Source organism: Clostridium culturomicium, assembly GCF_000821305.1.
Lineage (GTDB): Bacteria > Bacillota > Clostridia > Clostridiales > Clostridiaceae > Clostridium_J > Clostridium_J culturomicium.
Map to the genome: position 1 here is coordinate 1,334,037 of NZ_CCXK01000017.1, position 21,923 is coordinate 1,355,959.

Here is a 21,923-nt window from a genome sequence, read left to right on the forward strand (position 1 = left end):
GTGAGAGTCTAAATCTTTGATTTAGTTTCTCGAACTTACTCCTTTGAGCTAAAGCGAGAAGGAGTTTCCTTACCTACCTTAACTTTCACTCCTACTTAAATGAGCTAAATATTCCTTTGTTAGTTAATTCACTTCTTAATTCATTGCTAACTTCAATGTTTGAAGGAGTAAGAATAAATACACCCTTTTCAACAGATTGAAGTCCACCCTCTAACGCGTAGACAGCTCCTATTAAAAAGTCTAATACTCTTTGTCCCTCTTTAGTATCACCAATATTATTTAAGTTAACAATAACAATTTTTCTTGACTTTAAATTATCTACTATAATTTGCCCTTCATCATAATTGTTAGGCTTGCTAATTACAACCTTTGATGAAGATGCAGTGTGAATATTAACTATTTTATTTTGCTTTTTATTTACAAAAGGTTCTATTTCTATCTCCTCTCTTTCATCTTCATAAGTATCTTCTATTTCTTCATCTTCGTATAGATCATCATCTTCCTCATCTTCAAAACCCATCATTCTGCCTAATCCCTTTAAAATTTCCATAAATATACCTCCAACTACAAATTATAATTCCTTTTTCCAAATATCCCCGTACCTATTCGAACCATGTTTGAACCTGCTTTCAAAGCGACTTTATAATCATTACTCATACCTATTGACAGGGTTTCCATGGTTATATTCTTATACTCTCTTGTTTTAAGTTCATCAAAAACCTCTTTAGTTTTTGTAAAGTAATACATAGAACTTTCTTCATTTCCAATTGGTATTGTTGCCATAATCCCTTTCACCTTTACAAAATGACATTCTTCACATGCCTGCAAAAGCTCCTCGAGATTTTCCAAAAGAATACCCGTTTTACTTTCTTCCCTTCCAATATTAATCTGGATTAGAGTATTGGCAATAAGCTCACTTTTCTCATATTGCTTTTCAATTTCCTGCAAGAGTCTTACACTATCAAGCGAGTGAATTAAATGTACCTTACCTACTAAATATTTCACCTTGTTACGCTGAAGATGCCCAATTAAATGCCATCTTATATCCTTAGGTAACTGTTCATATTTATCCATCATCTCTTGAACCTTGTTTTCACCAAAATCTCTTTCACCTACATCATAGACAGCTTTAATCTCCTCAACTGCTCTGGTTTTAGATACAGAGATTAAGGTAACATTCTTTGGCAAATCATCTCTTAGCCTTAAGTAATTTTCACTAATAGACAAAATTACCCCTCCTGTCTCCTATGTAATTAATATGTAACTCCACCTCATATTCATTCGGAGGAGTAAGTTCTACCACTCAAATCAAAGATTTGATGTATCACTTACACAAGTTATGATTCTCACCTACTTTTATTCTACGTCAAATAAAAAAAACCTTTAATAAAATTAAACTTTTTTAAAATTTTTTCTAATAATTTTACTTTGCAACTTCTTTCATATGGTTTATATCCAATTTTCCGTTATAAGCTGGAATTTCCACATCATAAACTAACTCTATATTTACTGTACACATTCTAAAAATAAGAGTTTTAACGTGATTTTCCTGTGTTTCAATAAATTTGTCCAAAACTTCTTGATTTCCTATGGCTGTTATATAAAATGGACTTATTAATTTAACATCGTCTATTTCAATTGTTGCTCCACCACAGTTTGCATAGGAATCATATATAACACGTTGGTTATTTATCATTATAGCTTCAGCACCAGCATTTCTTAAATCGTTAATAACTTTAACTATATCGCTATTATGGATAAGCATGGAGTTTGTATATTTTCCTCCAACCTTGAATTCCGGTGAGTCATCTAAGGTTATCTTAATTCCATCGCCTTTAACAGGAGTAAGACCTAAGGCCATCTCATTATAACGAAGCTCTTTTTCCATTTCTGCAACCACTTCGTCAATATCCCTGCTAAATCTATCATATCCATTTATTTTATCATTTAATTCTTCCTGCTGCTGTTCCAAATCACTAATTTGGCTTTGAAGCTTTGCTCTTTCTTTATATGCTTTCTGATATTGCTCTAAATCCAGGAATTTTGCCTTCCCAGACAAATTCAGATTCATGGAAATTAAAATTCCAATGATTACTGTAGCAATAAATAGAAATATATTTGCCTCATTAATGCGCATTTAAATTCTCCTTAATGATGTACTTTTATTCTATCCATCAATAATCTTCTAATACCAGCGAAATTATTAAATATTCTTTGTCCAAATACAATAAGTGCGGCAATGTAAACTGGTATTCCAAGTCTATCCCCAAGATAAACCATAAAGGCAGCAAGGAATGCATTTCCAAAGAAGCCTGAAATAAAGATATCTGCTCTGAAATCCTTTTTTAAGGTGGCTTTTACAGCTCCAAAAATGGAATCTATACATGCAAATATTGCAACTGATATATATGGTGATAATTTTGCTGGAAAGCTGATATTAAAGGCAACTCCTAAAATTATTCCAATAATTAGTCCGACTACTGCTATCATCCTTTTCCTCCTACCCTCTATTCATTTTCTTTAACTTCTTCAATATACTTAAACTCCAACGGAGTTGAAACTTTATTTATAGTTATTTCATCCTTTTTATCATATGTAACATCACAATTATATTGTAAATCTGCTGAAATTGTCCCCTGAAACTTTAAGGAATTTTCTAACAGAGCAGGACTTCCAATTGCTTTAATAACCACCTGCTCCATAGGTGAAATTCTAGTTTCATTAACTACAATTGCATTTCCAGCAGAACGTATACCACTATTTGCAACTAGCCTTATATCATTTATTGAAATTGCTTCTGCTTCAGCAGCATACAATTCATTTACGATTGTAAGAAGATCAAAATCCTTAATAGGGTATCCCTTATTATTGGTAGCACCAAAGGGATTTGATTTTGGAGTAATATAAATTATAATTCCTTCACCTTTTACATCTGTCAGGCCAGCTCTTGCCCTTGTTTTTTGTAACTCATCTAATAATGCCTGATTCTTACTTTCGTTAGCAATGGACTGCTCGTATTCCGATGCCCTTGCTGACAGTTCATTTACTTTGTTTTGTAATTCTTCTCTTTCTTTTTTCAGCTGTTCATTCTCTAATAATATTTCAGGATTTTGACTATTTCCATCTACTGCAACTGAGTTTTGTGCATTTATAGATTTTAATTGAATAACTATCATAAAACCAAAAATTAAGAATACTAATCCCACTGTTAATTGAGAAATAAATTTTTTCACAGCCTCACCTCCCTGTATTACTCTTCCTTAAACACTACTGGATTTCCTTTAAAGCTCACATCTACATAACCCTTCATTCCTAAAAACTGAGGTGTAGTTAATATACTAAAGGCTTTCGCCAGTTTATCATTCATATTTTCACTGGAACCAAGTTTAATATACGCATTTTCCACATAAAGCTTGTAGTCAACAAAATTATTTACCTCTAGTCTCATTTGTGGGAATTGTTCAAAGTATCCATTGTCACTTAAATACTTATGTATATCCTTAGCACCATCAATACGGCTTCCATCTTCATCTTGAATAAATTCTCCTACTATTAGCTTTTCCGCAGGAATTCCCTCTATACTTAAAACCTGTGGCATCTCTATAGTTTCTTTTACCCCAAGGACCCTCCCATTTTCATCTATAGCATAAATACCATCTGTTCCTTGAGCTGAAAAAGCAATTTTTCTTTCCTTTATTTCTATAGAAAGTTTTTTTGGAAGCAGCCTTTTCACTGTTGCACTTTCTATATATTCGTTTTTCATTAGAATTTTTTCAATCTTGCTTGTATTTATTTTAAAAATATTTATGTCGGGCTCTATGGCCGCTGAAGTTAAAACTGTTTCTGTAGACACTATTTCATTTCCACTTACAGTTACTTCTCCAAGATTAAACTCTGGCAGTGTAAGACCTAAGGTTACAAGAATAGTACAAAGTAATACTAAAATTATCATTGTCCTTTTCATGACTATAATTTTTCTTTTTCTTTTAAGAATACTTTCCTTATTACTTAAAATATAATTGCCATAATCCTCTTCACGTTTTTTCGTCATTCTTTCACCACCATACTTCTGCTAGTTTATGCAATACAAATATATTCTACCATTTTACCATAACAATTTCATTACAAAAGTATTAATATTTTTCCATCTTATATAATATATTTTCATTTTTATTAATACTTTTTAAAGTTTTAATAAACTTTAATAAATTTCACTATAATTAAGTTGAATATGTAGATTAATAAGGAAACTCCTTCTCATATACATTCAAAGGAGTAAGTTCACATTAGCCAAATCAAAGATTTGGATGTTTACTTAAGGAAATTCCTTCTCACGTAAAATAATACGACTGAAGCAACAAAAATTAACTTCATTGAATGTTCTTCTCATTGTAGTTTTAAAATAGCAGAGGCTCTTCAAATAACTTTATCCTAAAACTCAAAAGTAATTTATATAAAAAAAGAAAGTCAGCTCAAACTGACTTTCAACCATGATTATTCATTTCAAATTCTTGCATTCTATTTAAGTTTAAAACTTACTTATGCATTTTTAGCATTACTTTGTCTCGTGATATTCAGTAGTACTCCCATGAATATCATATTAATTACCAGAGACGATCCTCCATAACTAATGAATGGAAGTGGAACCCCTGTTACAGGCATTGAACCTGAAACAACAGCAATATTGATAAGTGCTTGGAAAATAACTACCGATGTTATACCTGTTGCAAGTAACGAACCATATAAGTCCTTCGCCTTTGATGCAGCAACAATCCCTCTCCAAAGGAAAATAATAAATAAAGTTATTACTATCATTACACCTATATATCCAAGTTCCTCACCTATTACTGCTAGGATAAAGTCATTATGAGGCTCTGGAATATAAAAACACTTTTGTCTTGACTGTCCAATACCAACTCCAGTTAATCCTCCTGACCCTAAAGCAAGCAAGGATTGTATAAGCTGATATCCTGTGTCTTGAGCATCTGCCCATGGATTCATAAAGCCTGTAAGTCTTTCCATTCTATAAGGTTCAATAGCAATAAAGGTTGCTCCAAACCCAAGTACGCCTCCTGCTAAAAGTCCCATCTGGCTAATCTTTGTGCCTGCTACAAACAGCATCATAACACATACCATTATTGTTACCATTGTAATACTAAGGTTTTTCTCTAAAAGAATCATTGCAGCAACCGCCCCTGTAAATGCAAGGTTTGGAACTACTCCCTTCCAGAATTTTTTAATGTTTTGTGTGTTATTTGCAATGTTTTTAGCTACAAATAAAGCTACCACATACTTTGCAAGCTCCGAAGGCTGGAAAGATGCTGGTCCTAACCTTATCCATCTTTGAGCCCCCTTAACGGGTGCAAATGCAAAAACTGCACATAATAAAATAAAAGTTATTATTATAATCACTCTAGTCCACTTTTTATACACATGATAATCGATATTCATGGTTACTATCATGGCGATTGTTCCTAAAACAGCCCAAGCAAGCTGTCTCCATAAAAAGTATTCTGCATCATCATATTTAAATGCTGAAAAATAGGAGCTAGCACTATAAACCATAACAACTCCTATGGTAACCAGCATGATAATAGTGGCGAACAGAACAAAGTCAATGTCTCCTAATCTAATTTTGGTTTTTTTCACTCTAACTCCCCCTATAGCATTCTTACTTTTTAACTTTTAGTACATATTAATTATAGCTAAGAATCCTACTAAGCATAAAAGTACAGTTATGATTGAGAATACTGCAACAATCTTACTTTCATGCCATCCCTTTAACTCAAAGTGATGGTGAAGTGGTGCCATTTTAAATACTCTTTTTCCTGTAAGCTTAAAGGATGTAACTTGTATAATTACTGATAAAGTTTCTGCTACATATATTCCACCTACGATGATAACTACTAGTTCAAGCTTTAATATCATAGCAATGGCTCCAATAGCTCCACCTATTGCTAAAGACCCTGCATCTCCCATAAAGATTTGTGCAGGATATGAGTTGTACTTTAAGAAGCCTAAGATAGCTCCTGCTAAAATTCCACAGAACATAGCTAAAGTATAATATCCCATAGCAAAACTTACTATTGCAAAGAAAGTCATTACTAATAAAGTTACTGAACTACATAATCCATCAAGACCGTCAGTAAGATTTACTGCGTTAGTTACAGCTGCAAAGTAAACTACTATAAAAGGAATAAATAATATCTTTAAATCTAAAGTAGTTCCACCAACAAAAGGTATCAATATATCAGTTCCAATTCTTGAGGAAGCCGTATATCCAAAGAATACCGATACAATAACTAAAAGCAGCATCTTCTGATAACTTTTAAGACCTTCATTTTTCTTTTTAATAATTTTAAGTGCATCATCTAAAAGTCCAATTGCTCCAAAGGCAACAAGAGCATAAACTGCAAGCATAGCTTCATCCTTAGGATTTCTCACCATAATTACCATGGTTAAGCAGGTAGCAATGATAAATATGATTCCTCCCATGGTTGGAGTTCCTTGTTTTTTTAAATGACTTTGAGGACCATCCTCTCTTATGTTTTGACCAAATTTAAACTTGTGTAGCGCCGGAATGATAAGGGGCGCTATTCCAAAAGAAACTATGAATGCTACTAATACAGAATATATTAATTTATTCATATTCTAATCCCTCCCTATATACTTTTCTTTTGTAATTCATTAATAATATTTTCAAATTTCATTGATCTAGATGCTTTAACTAAAAGTACATCTCCATCCTTTAAGTTTTGCTTTAAATAGTGAACTATATCTTCAATTGAGTCGAAGGCTTTGAAGTTTTCACTTCCAAATCCAGCTTCAAAATCCGAATTAAATTCACCTAAAGTAATCAGCATATCAACCTTTGAATCCTTTGCATACTTAGCAACTTCTTCGTGAGCCTTTGGAGATTCTTCTCCAAGCTCCTTCATTGTTCCAAGTACAGCAATTTTTCTGCCTTCATAGGTTTTTAAAACCTCTAAAGCTGCAATCATGGAATCAGGGCTAGCATTATAAGCATCATTTATGATGGTATATCCTTCATGTTTTATAACATCTAGTCTCATTGAGGTAGCTTCTAAATTCTTAATACCCTCTGCTATTTCTTCATAGCTAACTCCAAGGTGTCTTGCCACCGCAACTGCAAGAAGAGAGTTCAGCACATTATGCTTTCCTGGAACAGGAACAAAAATTGTTTGGTCTATTGCCCTTCCATTCTCTTTTACAGAAAACTCAATATTATCCTTATTTATAATTATTCTACAACCTTTGAAATTATAATCACTTTCTGTACCAATTTTTACTATTTTATAATTATTACTTTCAAGATCGTGAAGTTTATCATTTTCTCCATTAACTATAAGCACATTGTTTTCATTAAAAAGAGTAGTGATTTCTAATTTTGCTTTTAAAATATTATCCCTGGTTTTTAAATTTTCCATATGAGAAGTTCCAATATTAGTTATTACGGCAATATCTGGTTTTGCAACCCTTGCTAAGGTCTCAATCTCTCCAAGATTACTCATGCCCATTTCTAAGATGGCTACTTCATAGTCCTTATTTAACTCCAATATCATTAAAGGCATTCCAATATCATTATTGAAGTTTCCTTTAGTTTTAAACACTTTATATTTTTCACTTAAAGCTGCTGCTATTAAGTCTTTTGTAGATGTTTTTCCTGTAGAGCCTGTAATTCCAACAACCTTAATATCTAAAGTATCTATATAGAAGCTTGCTAAGTCTAATAAAGCTTTTTTAGTATCTTCAACTAAGACTATAGATGAATCCTCACTAAAAGATTTATATTCTTCTTCCTTGTGAACTATTACAAGTCCAGCTCCATTTTCTAAAACATTATCCACAAATTTGTGAGCATCAAAGTTTTCACCTTTTATAGCAAAGAATATATCTCCCTTATTAACCTTTCTGCTATCTATTACAACCCTTGAGAAATCCCTTTGTTTCCCTTCAACTAATAGTTTGCCTCCTATAGCTTTTACTATATCCTGTAACTTTATATTGTCCATTAAAGCTTCAACTCCTTCATTAGCTTTAAGACTACTTCCTTCTCATCAAAATGGATAGTCTCATTTTTAAGTATTTGATAAGTTTCATGACCTTTTCCAGCAATTACTATAATATCCCCTTTTTGAGCCATTAGCAATGCTTCTTTAATTGCTTCTTCTCTATTTTCAACAACCTTGTAGTTTTCTTGCTTTACACCAGCCACAATATCATCAAGAATTGCATACGGATCTTCACTTCTAGGATTGTCAGATGTAATGATAGCTATATCGCTAAGATTAGTTCCGATTTCACCCATAATTGGTCTCTTGGTTTTATCTCTATCTCCACCACAGCCAAAGATACAAATTAATCTTCCAGTGGTTAGCTCCCTTAAATTTTCAAGGATATTTTTAAGACTGTCAGGAGTATGCGAATAATCTCTAATAACCTGGAACCCTGAATTCATTCCTAAAGTTAAGTTTTCACATCTTCCTGGTACTGTAACCATGGCAAGAGCTTTAATGATTACATCTATATCTATTCCTTGATTTAAAGCTGCACCAATACAGCCTAGTGCATTATACACATTGTATCTGCCCGGAATAGATAAAACCACCTTCTTAATTTCACCCTTATATTCTAAGTCAAATATCATTCCTGTGGCTTCTAAATCTATATCTTCTCCTCTTAAGTCACTTACCTTTTCTATTGAATAAGTTGTAACTTTTGAAGCTTCTTTCGCTGTTACTTCTTTAATTAATCTTGCACCATACTCATCATCAGCATTAATTATAGAACTTTTACTTATATCAAACAATTTCGCTTTTGCTTTATAATAATTCTCAAAGGTTTTATGAAAATCCAAATGATCTTGAGTTAAATTTGTAAAAATACCTTCTTCGAATTTCGTACCATATACTCTGTAAAGATCTAAGGAATGAGATGAAACCTCCATTACACAGTAATCTACTCCAGCTTCAACCATTTTATTAAATAGTTCTTGAAGTTCAAGTGATTCTGGAGTTGTCCTTTCTGCATGAAGCTCTTCACTTCCTATATAATTAGCAATTGTACCAATTAAACCTACCTTATAACCTGAAGCTTCTAAAATAGCTTTAATCATAAATGCAGAGGTAGTTTTCCCATTAGTACCTGTAATACCAATAAGCTTCATTTTTCTGCTTGGATTATCATAAAAGTTACATGAAGCCATAGCTAAAGCTTTCCTTCCATTCTCAACCTTTATGTAGGTAACACCTTCGATTTGCTCTATGTCTCTTTCTACAATTACAACCTTTGCTCCATTTTCAACAGCCTTAGCTATAAATTTATGTCCATCTGTGCTAAAGCCTGTGATTGCAAAGAATACATCCCCTTTCTGAACCTTTCTGCTGTCATACTGGGGATTATTTATTTCTATATCTTTTTCTCCACTAACAAATTCATAGTTCAAACCTGCCAATAAATCTACTATTTTCATTTAATAAACCACTTCCTTAAATAAGTCTTTATAGAACCCTTTATAGCATACAAAATCCGGTAGCACAAGTCAAACTGTAACTACCGGATAATTAATAATTTTGAGTTACACTAATAATTATAACCCTAATTTTGTGCAACTTACTCCCCCTAATAAATATTAGAAGAAGTGCCCTAATTTATAACCTTTAAAAGATTACTACTTCATTTAATCCTGCAGCATATCCTAGATTATTATCTCATGTCTAATCTGATAAAACTCCTAATGTAAAGGTTACTGTCGTGCCCTTCTTAACAGTTTGACCACCTTCAATACTTTGGTCGACAACTAAACCATCCTTCACGAATTCAGCATTAAGGCCTAAGTCCTTAAAGAGAATCTGAATAGATTCTTTTGTAAAGCCCTTTAAATCTGGAACAATAACCATATCTCCATCTTCTGCTGCCTTACCTGCATAGAGGATAATTTCATTTCCTTCCTTCATTACAAAGCCTGGTTTCGGATTCATATCTGTTATGACATCTCCCTCACCTTCAACTCTAACAGTTAAACCAACATCAGTAATGACTTTCTTCGCTTCAGAAACTGACATTTTTCTAACTTCTGGAACAATGACGTCAGCCTTTAAGCTTTCTCCAGCATCCTTAAATGTACCTGTTGGTTTTAAAGAAGCATAATTTAATAATTCATAGAATAACTTTTGTCCTACTGGAGCTGCAATTTGTCCTGCATAATATAAAGCTGGGTTTGGTTCGTCAATAGAAATAAATACAGTAAATTGAGGATTATCAACTGGTGCCATACCAACAAAGGTTGATAGATACTTTCCATTTGCATACCCACCGTTAACAGTATCAACCTTTTGAGCTGTACCAGTCTTACTACCAATTCTATAACCATCTATATATGCTTTAGAGCTGCCTCCTGAGCTTGTAACCTGTTCAAGATTCAGCCTCATCTGCTCCATGGTATTTGAATCAAAAACTTTTTCCTTATTTATCTCATATTCATCATCAACAACAATCTCACCATCTTCATTTATATGAGTAACCTGCTTCATTAGATGAGGTGTTATTAAATAACCACCATTAGCAATGGCATTAAAAGCTCTCATATATTGAATTCCTGTGGTTGTATTAGTTTGTCCAAATGATATTGTAGCTAAGTCTGTTGATGATATATCCTTTGCATTTTTTATTAGTCCTGCTGATTCCCCTGGTAAATCTATACCAGTCTTTCTTCCAAGTCCAAACATTTTAATATACTTTGTTAAAGTTTCAGCTCCTAATCTTTCTCCAAGAGTCATAAATCCAACGTTACAAGAATTTTTTAATATTTCTACAAAGGTCTGTGGACCATGTCCTGAAGTCTTCCAACAGTGAATGGTTCTTCCTCCGATTGTTAATCCACCACCACAATTAAATGTATCATTTTCTGAAACTACATTTTCTTGAATTGCTGCTGTAGCCGTAACAACCTTGAAAATAGAACCTGGTTCATAAGCATCACTTACCATTCTATTTCTCCACATAGCCTGAATGTCATCGTCTGCCATTCCCTCAGGCCATGGATTATTTAAATCATAATCTGGAGCATTAGCTAGTCCTAAAATCTCTCCTGTGTTAGGATCCATTACCATTATAGAAACTGCCTTAGCCTGATTATCACTTAAAGCTTCTTCTGCTAGCTTCTCTGCAAAATATTGAATATTTTCATCTAAAGTTGTTGTTACATCTCTTCCATCTATAGGCTCTGTAAACTCTGAAATAGTGTATGGTAAATCTTCACTTTTTTGATCTATTTCAGAAATTCTTATACCAGGAACCCCTGCTAAGTACTTATTGTAATAAAGCTCAAGTCCAGTTAATCCATCACCATCTGAATTAGTATGACCAATAACATGGGATGCAAAAGCACCATTTGGATAATACCTCTTAGTGTCTGAAGAAATTACTATCCCCCTAATGTTATTAGCTTCACTATAAGCACGAAGAGCATCTGCTACATCCTTCTCAATTCTTCTTTTTAAGATTGCAGCTCCTCTTGGCTTACCATTAGGCAGCGGATTAGTCAAAATATGCAGTACATCTTCATATGATTTACCTACAATATCACAAATACCTCTTGCTACATCCTCCATGGATTTAGCAACATCTTCTGTACCCTTTACATTCGTTGCCAAGTCTGTTCTTAAAGTATTCAAGTCTAAATCTGCTCTGTATACATTAGCACTAACTGCAAGAGCATTTCCATTTCTGTCTAGTATCTTACCTCTTTTAGCATTTATCCTAACATCACTAGTCCATTGCTGCGTTGCTAAAGACTTATAATCTCCTTCTTTCACAAACATTACATAAGCCAGCCGCCCACAAAGTCCTACAAACACCATGAATGCTAAAATCATACAGACAACCATTCTTTTTTTCATCTGCACCTTATCAACAAAATTCTTTTTAGCCACCTATCTTACCTCACTATCCTCAAGCGAGAGTCTAAACCTTTGATTTAAGTTAACATCCAAAAGTAGCACTACCAAAGCTGTGCTCCAAAAGTGATGCTCCAAAAGTGATGCTCCAAATCTATGATTTGGTTAGCAAAACTTTCATAACGTGCATCTATGATTTGGTTAGCAAAACTTTCACAGCGTGCATCTATGATTTGGTTATCAGAACTTTCACAGAGTGCATCTTTAATTTATTCATGTTAAGTAAAGTGAGTTCCTAAAAATGATGCTGCAAAAGTGATGCTCTAAATCAACAATTTGGTTAGCAGAACTTTCACAGAGTGCATCTATTATTTAGTTTCTCAAACTTACTCTCCGAGCACTCCATCGAATGTAATTAGAAGTAGTTCCCTACTCCACTTAAATCTTCGATTCAGCCCTCAAACTTACTCCATCGCTTTAACGAATGAAGCTTCTTAATTAAATAATAAATCTTTGATTTTGCTAAATAGATTTTTGCCTTTTTGAGTTTCGTTATTTTCAGCAGCTACAGGTTCAACATTTTGCATATCAACATAAACAGCCTCTCCACTCTTAGGCTTAATCATATTCAGCTCTTTTGTTGCCACTTCTTCTATGTAAGCTATGTTGTCATATTTAAGAAGCTTAACACTAAGTGCTTCACTTTCTTCCTTCATCACGTGTATCTTTTCTTGTAAAGATATTATTTCCTTTTGGTCAGCATAAATAGAACCATAACGTCCAACAATGGTTAACCCCACAACTCCTGCAGCTACAATACTTCCATTAAACTTTAAAAATTTTAATATCTTAACTTTTCTTGTTTTTCTTCGTTCTTCTTTACGTTGCCTGTCAATTTCAGGATTCTTTACCCTTTCTTTAGGCAACGGTCTAGCTGCTGCTTTTAAAGCATTGCTTCCACTGACTGCAATCTTTCTGTTTTCTACTTCCATTTTACTACCCCCATATGGTTTTTAGAACTAAATTTTTCTACATCCCCTCAATTTTGCACTTCTGCTTCTTGAATTGTTATCAAGTTCTTCCTTTGTAGCTTCAATTGGTTTTTTGTTAATTAACTTAATTATTGGTTCCTTACCACAAACACACATTGGCAGATTCTTAGGACATGTACATGGGTCAATTAATTCTTTAAACTTAACCTTAACAATCCTATCCTCTAAAGAATGGAAGGTTATTATTGCCATTACACCATCCTTATTTAAAGCTTCTATGCCATCCTCAATAGTTTGATTTAATATACTTAACTCTCTGTTAACTTCTATTCTCACTGCTTGGAATGTTCTCTTTGCAGGATGACCTCCCTCTCTTTTAAATTTAGCTGGTATACATTCATCGATGATACTTACTAATTCGAAAGTTGTTTCTATAGGCTTAATCTTTCTTTTCTCAACTATTCTTTCTGCAATTCTTCTAGAAAACTTTTCTTCTCCATATTCCTTAAGTATCTTATAAATTTCATCTGAGCTGTACTCGTTAATTACATTGTAAGCTGAAAAAGCTTCTTCTCTGTTCATCCTCATATCTAAAGGTGCATCCTTCATGTAACTGAAGCCTCTTTCTCCCTCATCAAGCTGATAAGAGGATACTCCTAAGTCCATTAGAATACCATCAACCTTTTCAATTTCAAGTTCCTTTAGTATTTCTTTTATATTGTAGAAATTGTTATGTACGAAGGTAACATTATTATATTCCTTTAATCTTTCCTTTGCTGCTGCAAGAGCATCTAAATCTTGATCAATCCCAATTAATCTTCCTTTTTCAGAAAGTTTCTTTAAAATCTCACTTGAATGTCCTGCCCCCCCAAGAGTACAATCCACATATATGCCGTCTTCTTTTATATCTAACATGTCTATACATTCGTTTAGCATTACAGAATAATGTTTAAATTCCATTGTAATATTCTCCTTCTTTTGTAAATGTCCATAAAGGCACTATTTTTTACTCCCCTCATATTCCTTCGGTGGAGTACGTCCCCCTACCCAAATCAAAGGTTTGGTATGTCACGCATACTATATTGTATCATAATAATTCTATAAAATAATAGTAATTCCTTTTAATTATCGGTCAAATTCATAAAAACTTTTTAGCAAATTAATAAAAATACCCAAAATAATTTTTATATTCTCAATTATTATACCATAATTTTACTTTTGTTATTGTTTTTTCTACAGCATATCGCCATCTTTGATTGATATTTGTAGAATGATAGCAGACTCTTCACTAATTCTCGCTAAGAATGTAGAATTTACCATGTAGAATCATGATATAACGCTGACTATAAAGTTGTATTTCTTATTATTTTAATTTTGAAGGAAATATTATACCTAAATATAGTTTTTTTTTCTTCCTTTTAAAATAGAAAATTCAAATGAATAATTCAAAGGTTTAGCTTAATATCTTAGAAATAAATTTTAACTACAATTCTATAGTGATCCTTTTATTATTTTCCTTATAAGAAGGTGATTCTAAATTAATTGAAGGCTCATTTACTTGAAATTACCCTGTCACTAGAGTATAATCTTAAAAGATACTCCTTCTAAAGTCTATTCGAAGGAGTAATTTATGTGTTATCAAATTATTATTGACACATGGACTTAAACTCAGACTTAAATTTACAAAATAATCTTTGGTTTATATAGAGATAAGAAAGGACGAATTTAAAATATGAAATTAGGAATAGTAGGGTTACCGAACGTAGGAAAAAGTACATTATTTAATGCTATAACAAAAGCAGGTGCAGAATCTGCAAACTACCCATTCTGTACAATCGAGCCAAACGTAGGAGTTGTTAGCGTTCCAGACAAGCGTCTAGAAGAATTACAAAAAATATATAACTCTAAAAAGCAGGTTCCAACTGCCATAGAGTTCTATGACATAGCAGGTCTAGTTAAAGGAGCAAGCAAAGGTGAAGGTTTAGGAAACAAGTTCCTTTCTCACATTAGAGAAGTTGAATCTATCGTTCATACTGTTAGATGCTTTAGCGACGATAACGTAGTTCACGTTGAAGGTTCAGTATCTCCAATCAGAGATATCGAGACAATAAACCTTGAGTTAATCTTCGCTGACCTTGAAGTTCTTGAAAGAAGAATGGAAAAATCAATTAAATTAGTACGTTCTGGAGACAAAACTGCTAAAGCTGAATATGCAATCATGGAAAAGGTTAAAGCTCAACTTGAAGCTAACAAACCAGTAAGAACTCTTGAAGTTAACGAAGATGAAGCTGAATTCATAAAGGGCTTATTCTTAATAACTTCAAAACCTGTTCTATACGCTTGTAACGTAAGTGAAGATGATTTAATGGAATGCGGTGGAGAAAATGACATGGTTAAAGAAGTAGAAGCTTACGCAGCTGCTGAAAACTCTGGAATAATCATCGTATGTGCAAAACTTGAAGAAGAATTATCAGGCCTTGATGACGAAGAAAAAGCTGACATGCTTTCTGAGTACGGCTTAACTGAATCTGGTCTTGATAAATTAATCCAAGCAAGTTATAAATTACTTGGACTAATGAGCTACTTAACCGCTGGAGTTCAAGAAGTAAGAGCTTGGACAATCAAAGTTGGAACAAAAGCTCCTGCAGCTGCTGGAAAAATCCACAGCGACATCGAGCGTGGTTTCATCAGAGCAGAAATCGTATCTTTCGATAAACTTGTTGAATGTGGTTCTGAAGCTGCTGCTAAAGAAAAAGGTTACTACAGACTTGAAGGTAAAGAATACGTAATGCAAGACGGAGACGTTGTAAACTTTAGATTTAACGTATAATTTAAAATCCTTTTTTAATTAAGGATTACCAATGTAAAATTAAGATTTATGTTTGAAAGTCAGCTAAAGCTGACTTTCTTTTATTTTTACAAAAACTACACCTTCAGACTCCTTTAAATAGAATTAATAATAGAAAAGCTATTGTTAATTCTACAAAAAAAGAAATCCAGCTCCGCTGGATTTCCACCTTAATACTTAATACTTAATACTTAATTCTTAATTCTTAATTTAAATAAGGCTTTGGGTCTGACTTTTTCTAGTACTTTTACTTTTCTTTTCTTCCTCTTTATCGGAATCTTTTTTATCCATATCCTTAATCAGCTTCTTTGCTGGCTCCTTCTTAACAGCTTTCTTTCCCTTTGGCTCTTTTTCACTTGGAACCTCTGCTGGCATTTTATCAGTTTCATTATCAACAGCTTTAACCGCAGTCTTTGCTACTGCCTTTTTCTTAGGTACAGCCTTTTTCTTTTCACTTTCTTTATACTTTTTCCCTTCAGTGGCAATAATCTTGGCTATACCCTCTCTTGTTACCTTTTTCTTCCCAAAAACAATTTCCATAGCATCTTCTACAACTTCCATGGTGTATATAGTAAAATCACCTTTAGCCACCGCTTCCTCTACTTCCTTAGAAAGAATCAAATTTCGAGCATTTGATTCTGGAATAATAATTCCCTTTCCTTCTACAGTATCTAATTCTTTGCATATATTAAAGAAGCCTTCTATTTTTTCATTAACTCCACCTATAGGCTGCACTACCCCAAACTGATTAATTGACCCTGTTAGCGCAATATTTTGTTTTATAGGAATCTTACATAGTGCAGATACCATAACAAGAGCTTCTGCTACCGAAGCACTATCTCCATCCACCATTCCATATATTTGTTCAAAGCTAAGGTTAAAATCTACAGGAAGCTTTGTATAACCTCCATTTAAGTTGCTCATATAGCCCTTTAGAATGCTGATAGCCTTAGTGTGAATCTTTCCACTTAAGTTTGATTCTCTTTGGCTATCAATGATTCTTCCTTCACCACTAAAACATGTACAGGTTATTCGCATAGGTTTTCCAAAGGATATATAACCTATATCAATAACTGAAAGCGCATTAATTTGCCCTATCGCCTCTCCAGTGAGATTAATGAGCATTTTACCTTCACTATATAAATTTGTATATTCTTCCTCTAGTAATTCTTTGTTATAAGCAACAGCTTCTATGGTTTCTCCGTCAATTTGCTTTTTATTTTCTTCTTTTGCCTTACAATCTGCAAGCAAAAGTATATTTGAAATTTCACTATGGTCAAATAAAAGCTTTTGCCTATCTTCAGCTTTTCTAGAAAGATACTTAGATAACTCCCTCATTCCACCATCAGTGATTGATATTAATTTATTCTCTTCAATAAATTCCTTAACTTCTCCTATCAAAAGGTTTTTAACAGAATTCTTAGCCTCTAAAATCCCCTTATACTCCGTTCTAATTTTAAAAATAGTTTTAAATTCACTATCATAATTATATAAGGTATCATAGATTTGAAAATCTCCAATTAAAATTACCTTTGTGTTAATATTCATTGGCTCTGGCTTTAATCCACCTAAGGTAAAGAGCTCAATATATCCTCTGTTATAATCTAAATCCACCTTCTCTGATAATAAAGATTTCTTTAAGTAATAATAGGATTGAGAATTACTAAAAAGGCTGTTTGCCTTAATAATAAGACAGCCCCCGTTTGCTCTCACATAACTTCCTGCTTTTATGGATTTCACATCAGATACATACATATTATTATGATTTTCATACTCTATATTTCCTAAAAGATTTGAAGTGCTTGGATCTTCTTCAAATATTACAGGTGGTGACTTAAGATCAGTATTATCTACTATTACATTAACATCGTATTTAGAAATTATCTCCTTAATTTCACTTTCATCATCTTCGTAATTAATTGAATAAGTTTCTAGCAGACTCTCTTCAATTTCATCCATAACATATTCAATATAACCCATTGCCTCACTATCTTCACCTAGTTCTTCCTCAATACTTTCAAGTAATGGTGCAACTTCCTCCTTTAAAAATCCCTGCATTATCTCTTTTAATCTTTCAAGCTCGTCATACTTCATATTACGAAGTTTATCTAGAATTTCATGAGCACTGACCTTTAAATCTGAAACTTTATCCATTATCTTGCTTCTTTCTTCTTCATTTAGTTCATCAAATTCATCCTCAGTCATTTCTTTACCTTCTACTAAAGGTACAAAGGTGAAACCTTCTCCGCCGATTCTTATATCAAACCCAAATTTCTTTGACTGATTTACAAGATCCTCAATTATCTTGCTTCGTCTATTCTTGATGGCCGTAACAAGTTCTTCTTTTTCTTTATTATCAAGATTATTATAAAACTTATATACTACCTCAGCATAAACCTCCTTCAATTCTTCAACCTTGTCCCTAAGAATATTTCCATATCCATTATTCACAAAAAGAGGTATTGGTGCCTTCTCATCCTCTTTAATGACATAGCATATATCCTTTGGCGGCTCTTGATTCTTTAGTATATACTTTACATAGCTAATTATATGTTTTATTCTCATTTTACAAAACTCATCAACTAAGTAAACATTATATCCGTCACTTTTCAAGCTTAAAGCAGTATTAATTCTTTTGTATACTTCTTCATACTGTGGTAATACAAATTCCCCATCTTTATCTGCTCTATTGCAATCGGCATTGAAATCATAAATAATCTGTTCAGAATTTAAAATTCTCTTCATACTGCCCTCCAATAAAATACTTTAATATTATATTAATATTCCTATGAAAGGACTTTTGGAACAAGAATAAGAAAACTTTGACAATAAATTTATTTTTAAATCCCCTTGCATTTTCTTATTATAAAACATAAACTTGTTATAATAATTCAATTATTATATAATAATGTTATTGTGTAGTATTAAGAGACTAAAAGGACTAATATTATACTGGATTATTTATTCTTCACGTAAAGGAGTTATTTATATGGGATTCAAAGACAAATTAACTCAAGGTTATACTAATGCCTTTATTAACAAATATGGAGACAGACTAACTCAAGTTCAAGGAAGAGCTCTTTCTGTTAAAACTGAGGAAAAATCTTTCCTAGGAATTTTAAATACTATTATTGTTACTATCGTTGTAAAGCAAGATAACCTTAGAACTGTAGCCACTTGTGTATACAAGAAAAAAAGATGGTTCAAAAAACCTACTTTCATGGCAGTATCACAAGGTCACTCTCTTCTAATTCAAGGTGTTAAGCCTGATTACTCTAAAAAGAAAAAGAAGAAGAAAAACAAGTTCAAAGATTGCATAACTATAATGAACGTTATGAACCTTACAACTAAAAAGGATCTAGTTCCAGTTGAAGGTGGTCAAAAGAAAGTTCAACGTGTTAGAGCGGATAAAAGATTTAAATAAAAAAAAGCCCAATGGGCTTTTTTTTATTTAATTTAAAATTACCTAACTTTATTCCCCACAAAAATCGCAATACTGTTAATAAAGCTGATTATTCCTGAGAAGAATACAATTATTAACCATTGTCCAAAAATTAGCGGAGTAGTATGGAATATAGCTTGGAACATTGGTATATAAACAATGCATAGTAAAGCTATTATAGATACAGCTACTGCCCCTAAAAGATACATATTAGTAAATGGATTAATCTCAAATAAAGAGTATCTTTCACTTCTGCATTCAAACACGTGGATTAATTGTGAGGTTATTAAAGTTCCAAGAGCTAAGGTTCTGCAGGTAGCTAAATCATAGCCATAATACTTACCTACAATGAAAGATAAAACTGTACATACTCCAATTAATGAACCTCTAATAAGTATTTTCTCCATTAATCCTCTGGCAAAAACATGTTCTCCCTTTGCCCTAGGCTTTTGCATCATTATATCCTTATCTGCAGGATCCACACCAAGTGCAATAGCTGGGAGTCCATCTGTTACTAAGTTTACAAATAGAATTTGGATTGGAAGAAGAGGTATTTCCAAGTAGAACAAAGAAGCTAGGAACATTGTTAAAACCTCTCCAAGGTTACAAGATAATAGATATCTTATAAACTTTCTAATATTGTCGTAAATTACACGGCCTTCCTCTACAGCAGTTACAATAGTTGAAAAGTTATCATCTAAAAGAATCATTGAAGCAGCTTCTTTAGTTACATCTGTACCAGATATCCCCATAGCTATTCCAATATCAGCTTCCTTAATTGCTGGTGCATCATTTACACCATCTCCAGTCATTGCTACAATATTTCCTCTGCTCTTAAAGGCTCTAACAATTCTAAGCTTATGCTTAGGAGTAACCCTTGCAAAAATCTTATACTGGTCAATATTTTTGGAAAGGTCCTTATCAGTGATACGGTCAAGCTCTGCCCCTGTGATTACCTCTTTACTTTCACTACAGATATTTAATTCTCTCCCTATGGCAAAGGCAGTATTTTTATGGTCTCCAGTGATCATAACAGGTCTAATTCCTGCAACTCTGCATTTTAAAACCGCATCCTTAACTTCTTTTCTTGGAGGGTCAATAATACCTGCCACTCCAACAAATATAAGTCCGCTTTCAAGCTGGTCTCCTTTAATTAAATTGTCTGTTTTATATGCTCCAGCAATACATCTTAGTGCTCTAAAGCTCATGTCATCTATGAGTGCTTCCACACTTTTTCTATAAGCTAAAGTTAAAGGTTCCACCCTGCCATTAACTAAGATATAAGAACATCTGTCTATGACCTTTTCAGGAGCTCCCTTCATATAACAGGTTTCTTTTCTCGTTGCCTTGTCTCTCATTATAACAGACATCATTTTTCTATTAGAATCAAAAGGAATATCGAAGGTTCTTTCTACTTTAGCATTAAATTCTTCAACATCATGGAGTGTCTTGAAGAATCCCTTCACAAGGGCTGTTTCTGTTGGGTCTCCCATAAGTCCCTTTTCTAAATCTCGGGTATCTGGGTTGTAATTTGCATCATTACAATAGACAAATATTTTCTTAAGCATTTCATGATCAAAGGTTTTATTGTCTCCTACGTCATGAATCTTTCCATTATGAAGAAGCGCTACAACAGTCATCTTATTTTCCGTAAGAGTTCCTGTTTTATCACTACAGATTACAGATGTACACCCAAGAGTTTCAACTGCTGGAAGCTTTCTAACTAAAGCATTTTGCTTCAGCATCCTGGAAACTCCAAGTGCTAAGGCTACTGTAACTATAGCTGATAATCCTTCTGGAATCGCTGCAACGGCTAAGCTTACCCCTGATAAAAACATCACATAAGCATCTTCCCCTCTATATATTCCTAAGAAGGTTACCACTACACAAATAACAATACATAAAACTACTAATATTTTACCTAAGGAATTTAACCTTTCCTTTAGTGGAGAAGGTTCATCTTCAATGGAATGCAGCATATGAGCTATTTTACCCATTTCTGTGTTCATTCCTGTACCGAAAACCTTAGCCTTTCCTTTACCCATAAGCACAATTGTGCCCATGTATATGTTACTATCTCCCTGGTCTGGTTCTTTGTGAACTCCAACGGATTCTCCTGTCAATAAAGACTCATCCACCATCATATTAGTTCCTTCAACTAGTATACAATCTGCTGGAATCCTATCTCCGCTTTCTAATATTACTAGATCGCCAGGTACTAGATAAATTGAGTTAATAACTTCGATTTTGCCATTTCTAATTACCTTAGCCGTAGGTGATGACAGCTTTTTCAGCTGTTCTAAGGATTTTTCAGTTTTATATTCCTGAACAAATCCTAAGATAGCATTCATTATAACGATTATTAATATCGTTATTGCATCTGCCTTATCGCCCATTACACCAGAAATTAGAGTTGCTACAATTAGTATCCATATTATTAAATCATTGAATTGACTTAAAAATATTTTTACAGGTGATACTGACTTTTTGCCTTGAAGTTCGTTTAACCCGTATTCTTTTAGTCTATCATCAATTTCTTTTGTTGATAGACCTCTGTACTCTTTTGCACCCACATTTTCTCCCCCTTTTTTTCTTAATTTTAAATCATTTGGGCATATACATATCTTTCACTTAAATATATGTATGTATACCCCAATATATGAAAAAATTAACTTTACATAAAACAAATAAACATTTAAAATACTAGGTATAAGTGAGAATCT

The 21,923-nt window shown here is 33.1% G+C and carries 17 protein-coding genes; 2 read left to right on the top strand and 15 right to left on the bottom strand.

The window, feature by feature from the left end; genetic code table 11:
• Positions 1-91: 91 nt before the first annotated feature.
• The 13 genes from BN1075_RS18830 to rsmH form a co-directional block, all read right to left on the bottom strand.
• The gene (locus BN1075_RS18830; protein ID WP_040194868.1) at positions 92-550 is read right to left on the bottom strand and encodes a cell division protein SepF; all 459 of its coding nucleotides are present in this window, start codon (positions 548-550) and stop codon (positions 92-94) included.
• Between the two features lie 14 nt (positions 551-564).
• Positions 565-1,227 carry a YggS family pyridoxal phosphate-dependent enzyme gene (locus tag BN1075_RS18835; protein ID WP_040194869.1) on the bottom strand — a complete coding sequence of 221 codons (663 nt, stop codon included), beginning with the start codon at positions 1,225-1,227 and terminating at the stop codon, positions 565-567.
• Positions 1,228-1,423: 196 nt separating this feature from the next.
• Positions 1,424-2,137 carry a DUF881 domain-containing protein gene (locus BN1075_RS18840; protein WP_040194870.1) on the bottom strand — a complete coding sequence of 238 codons (714 nt, stop codon included), beginning with the start codon at positions 2,135-2,137 and terminating at the stop codon, positions 1,424-1,426.
• 11 nt (positions 2,138-2,148) lie between these two features.
• The gene (locus tag BN1075_RS18845; protein WP_040194872.1) at positions 2,149-2,490 is read right to left on the bottom strand and encodes a small basic family protein; all 342 of its coding nucleotides are present in this window, start codon (positions 2,488-2,490) and stop codon (positions 2,149-2,151) included.
• A gap of 17 nt (positions 2,491-2,507) precedes the next feature.
• On the bottom strand, positions 2,508-3,233 hold the full coding sequence (locus BN1075_RS18850) for a DUF881 domain-containing protein (protein WP_040194873.1): 726 nt from the start codon (positions 3,231-3,233) through the stop codon (positions 2,508-2,510).
• Positions 3,234-3,250: 17 nt separating this feature from the next.
• A complete protein-coding gene (locus BN1075_RS18855; protein ID WP_040194874.1) occupies positions 3,251-4,051 on the bottom strand; it encodes a cell division protein FtsQ/DivIB in 801 nt (266 codons plus the stop codon).
• Between the two features lie 488 nt (positions 4,052-4,539).
• Positions 4,540-5,649: a stage V sporulation protein E gene (gene spoVE, locus BN1075_RS18860; protein ID WP_040194875.1), complete on the bottom strand. Its 1,110-nt coding sequence runs from the start codon at positions 5,647-5,649 to the stop codon at positions 4,540-4,542.
• Positions 5,650-5,685: 36 nt separating this feature from the next.
• On the bottom strand, positions 5,686-6,648 hold the full coding sequence (mraY, locus tag BN1075_RS18865) for a phospho-N-acetylmuramoyl-pentapeptide-transferase (RefSeq protein ID WP_040194876.1): 963 nt from the start codon (positions 6,646-6,648) through the stop codon (positions 5,686-5,688).
• Positions 6,649-6,662: 14 nt separating this feature from the next.
• Positions 6,663-8,033 carry a UDP-N-acetylmuramoyl-tripeptide--D-alanyl-D-alanine ligase gene (locus BN1075_RS18870; protein ID WP_040194877.1) on the bottom strand — a complete coding sequence of 457 codons (1,371 nt, stop codon included), beginning with the start codon at positions 8,031-8,033 and terminating at the stop codon, positions 6,663-6,665.
• Entirely contained in the window at positions 8,033-9,493 is a 1,461-nt protein-coding gene (locus BN1075_RS18875) for a UDP-N-acetylmuramoyl-L-alanyl-D-glutamate--2,6-diaminopimelate ligase (RefSeq protein WP_040194878.1), read from the bottom strand. Before BN1075_RS18875 ends, BN1075_RS18870 begins: the two co-directional genes overlap by 1 nt.
• A gap of 244 nt (positions 9,494-9,737) precedes the next feature.
• Positions 9,738-11,954: a stage V sporulation protein D gene (locus BN1075_RS18880; RefSeq protein WP_040194879.1), complete on the bottom strand. Its 2,217-nt coding sequence runs from the start codon at positions 11,952-11,954 to the stop codon at positions 9,738-9,740.
• A gap of 458 nt (positions 11,955-12,412) precedes the next feature.
• Positions 12,413-12,910, bottom strand: coding sequence for an FtsB family cell division protein (locus BN1075_RS18885; RefSeq protein WP_040194880.1), 498 nt, complete (start codon positions 12,908-12,910; stop codon positions 12,413-12,415).
• Positions 12,911-12,937: 27 nt separating this feature from the next.
• The gene (gene rsmH, locus BN1075_RS18890) at positions 12,938-13,870 is read right to left on the bottom strand and encodes a 16S rRNA (cytosine(1402)-N(4))-methyltransferase RsmH (RefSeq protein WP_040194881.1); all 933 of its coding nucleotides are present in this window, start codon (positions 13,868-13,870) and stop codon (positions 12,938-12,940) included.
• 772 nt (positions 13,871-14,642) lie between these two features.
• On the opposite strand from rsmH, the gene ychF reads away from it, so the two are divergent.
• A complete protein-coding gene (ychF, locus tag BN1075_RS18895) occupies positions 14,643-15,740 on the top strand; it encodes a redox-regulated ATPase YchF (RefSeq protein ID WP_040194882.1) in 1,098 nt (365 codons plus the stop codon).
• A 228-nt stretch (positions 15,741-15,968) separates the two neighbouring features.
• Here the strand turns inward: ychF and BN1075_RS18900 are convergent, their stop codons facing one another.
• Positions 15,969-18,503, bottom strand: a complete 2,535-nt coding sequence (locus BN1075_RS18900) for an AAA family ATPase (protein WP_081911663.1) — start codon at positions 18,501-18,503, stop codon at positions 15,969-15,971.
• 244 nt (positions 18,504-18,747) lie between these two features.
• Here BN1075_RS18900 and BN1075_RS18905 point away from each other — a divergent pair, with 244 nt between their 5' ends.
• Positions 18,748-19,182, top strand: a complete 435-nt coding sequence (locus tag BN1075_RS18905) for a hypothetical protein (RefSeq protein WP_040194883.1) — start codon at positions 18,748-18,750, stop codon at positions 19,180-19,182.
• A 38-nt stretch (positions 19,183-19,220) separates the two neighbouring features.
• Here BN1075_RS18905 and BN1075_RS18910 read toward each other — a convergent pair whose 3' ends face one another.
• The gene (locus BN1075_RS18910) at positions 19,221-21,773 is read right to left on the bottom strand and encodes a calcium-translocating P-type ATPase, SERCA-type (protein WP_040194884.1); all 2,553 of its coding nucleotides are present in this window, start codon (positions 21,771-21,773) and stop codon (positions 19,221-19,223) included.
• Between the last annotated feature and the right edge of the window lie 150 nt (positions 21,774-21,923).

Coding starts and splice junctions, on each gene's coding strand:
- mraY (WP_040194876.1), bottom strand. CDS start 6,648: ATGAATAAATTAATATATTCTGTATTAGTAGCATTCATAGTTTCTTTT.
- BN1075_RS18840 (WP_040194870.1), bottom strand. CDS start 2,137: ATGCGCATTAATGAGGCAAATATATTTCTATTTATTGCTACAGTAATC.
- BN1075_RS18870 (WP_040194877.1), bottom strand. CDS start 8,033: ATGGACAATATAAAGTTACAGGATATAGTAAAAGCTATAGGAGGCAAA.
- BN1075_RS18855 (WP_040194874.1), bottom strand. CDS start 4,051: ATGACGAAAAAACGTGAAGAGGATTATGGCAATTATATTTTAAGTAAT.
- BN1075_RS18830 (WP_040194868.1), bottom strand. CDS start 550: ATGGAAATTTTAAAGGGATTAGGCAGAATGATGGGTTTTGAAGATGAG.
- BN1075_RS18905 (WP_040194883.1), top strand. CDS start 18,748: ATGGGATTCAAAGACAAATTAACTCAAGGTTATACTAATGCCTTTATT.
- BN1075_RS18875 (WP_040194878.1), bottom strand. CDS start 9,493: ATGAAAATAGTAGATTTATTGGCAGGTTTGAACTATGAATTTGTTAGT.
- BN1075_RS18900 (WP_081911663.1), bottom strand. CDS start 18,503: ATGAAGAGAATTTTAAATTCTGAACAGATTATTTATGATTTCAATGCC.
- rsmH (WP_040194881.1), bottom strand. CDS start 13,870: ATGGAATTTAAACATTATTCTGTAATGCTAAACGAATGTATAGACATG.
- BN1075_RS18845 (WP_040194872.1), bottom strand. CDS start 2,490: ATGATAGCAGTAGTCGGACTAATTATTGGAATAATTTTAGGAGTTGCC.
- BN1075_RS18885 (WP_040194880.1), bottom strand. CDS start 12,910: ATGGAAGTAGAAAACAGAAAGATTGCAGTCAGTGGAAGCAATGCTTTA.
- ychF (WP_040194882.1), top strand. CDS start 14,643: ATGAAATTAGGAATAGTAGGGTTACCGAACGTAGGAAAAAGTACATTA.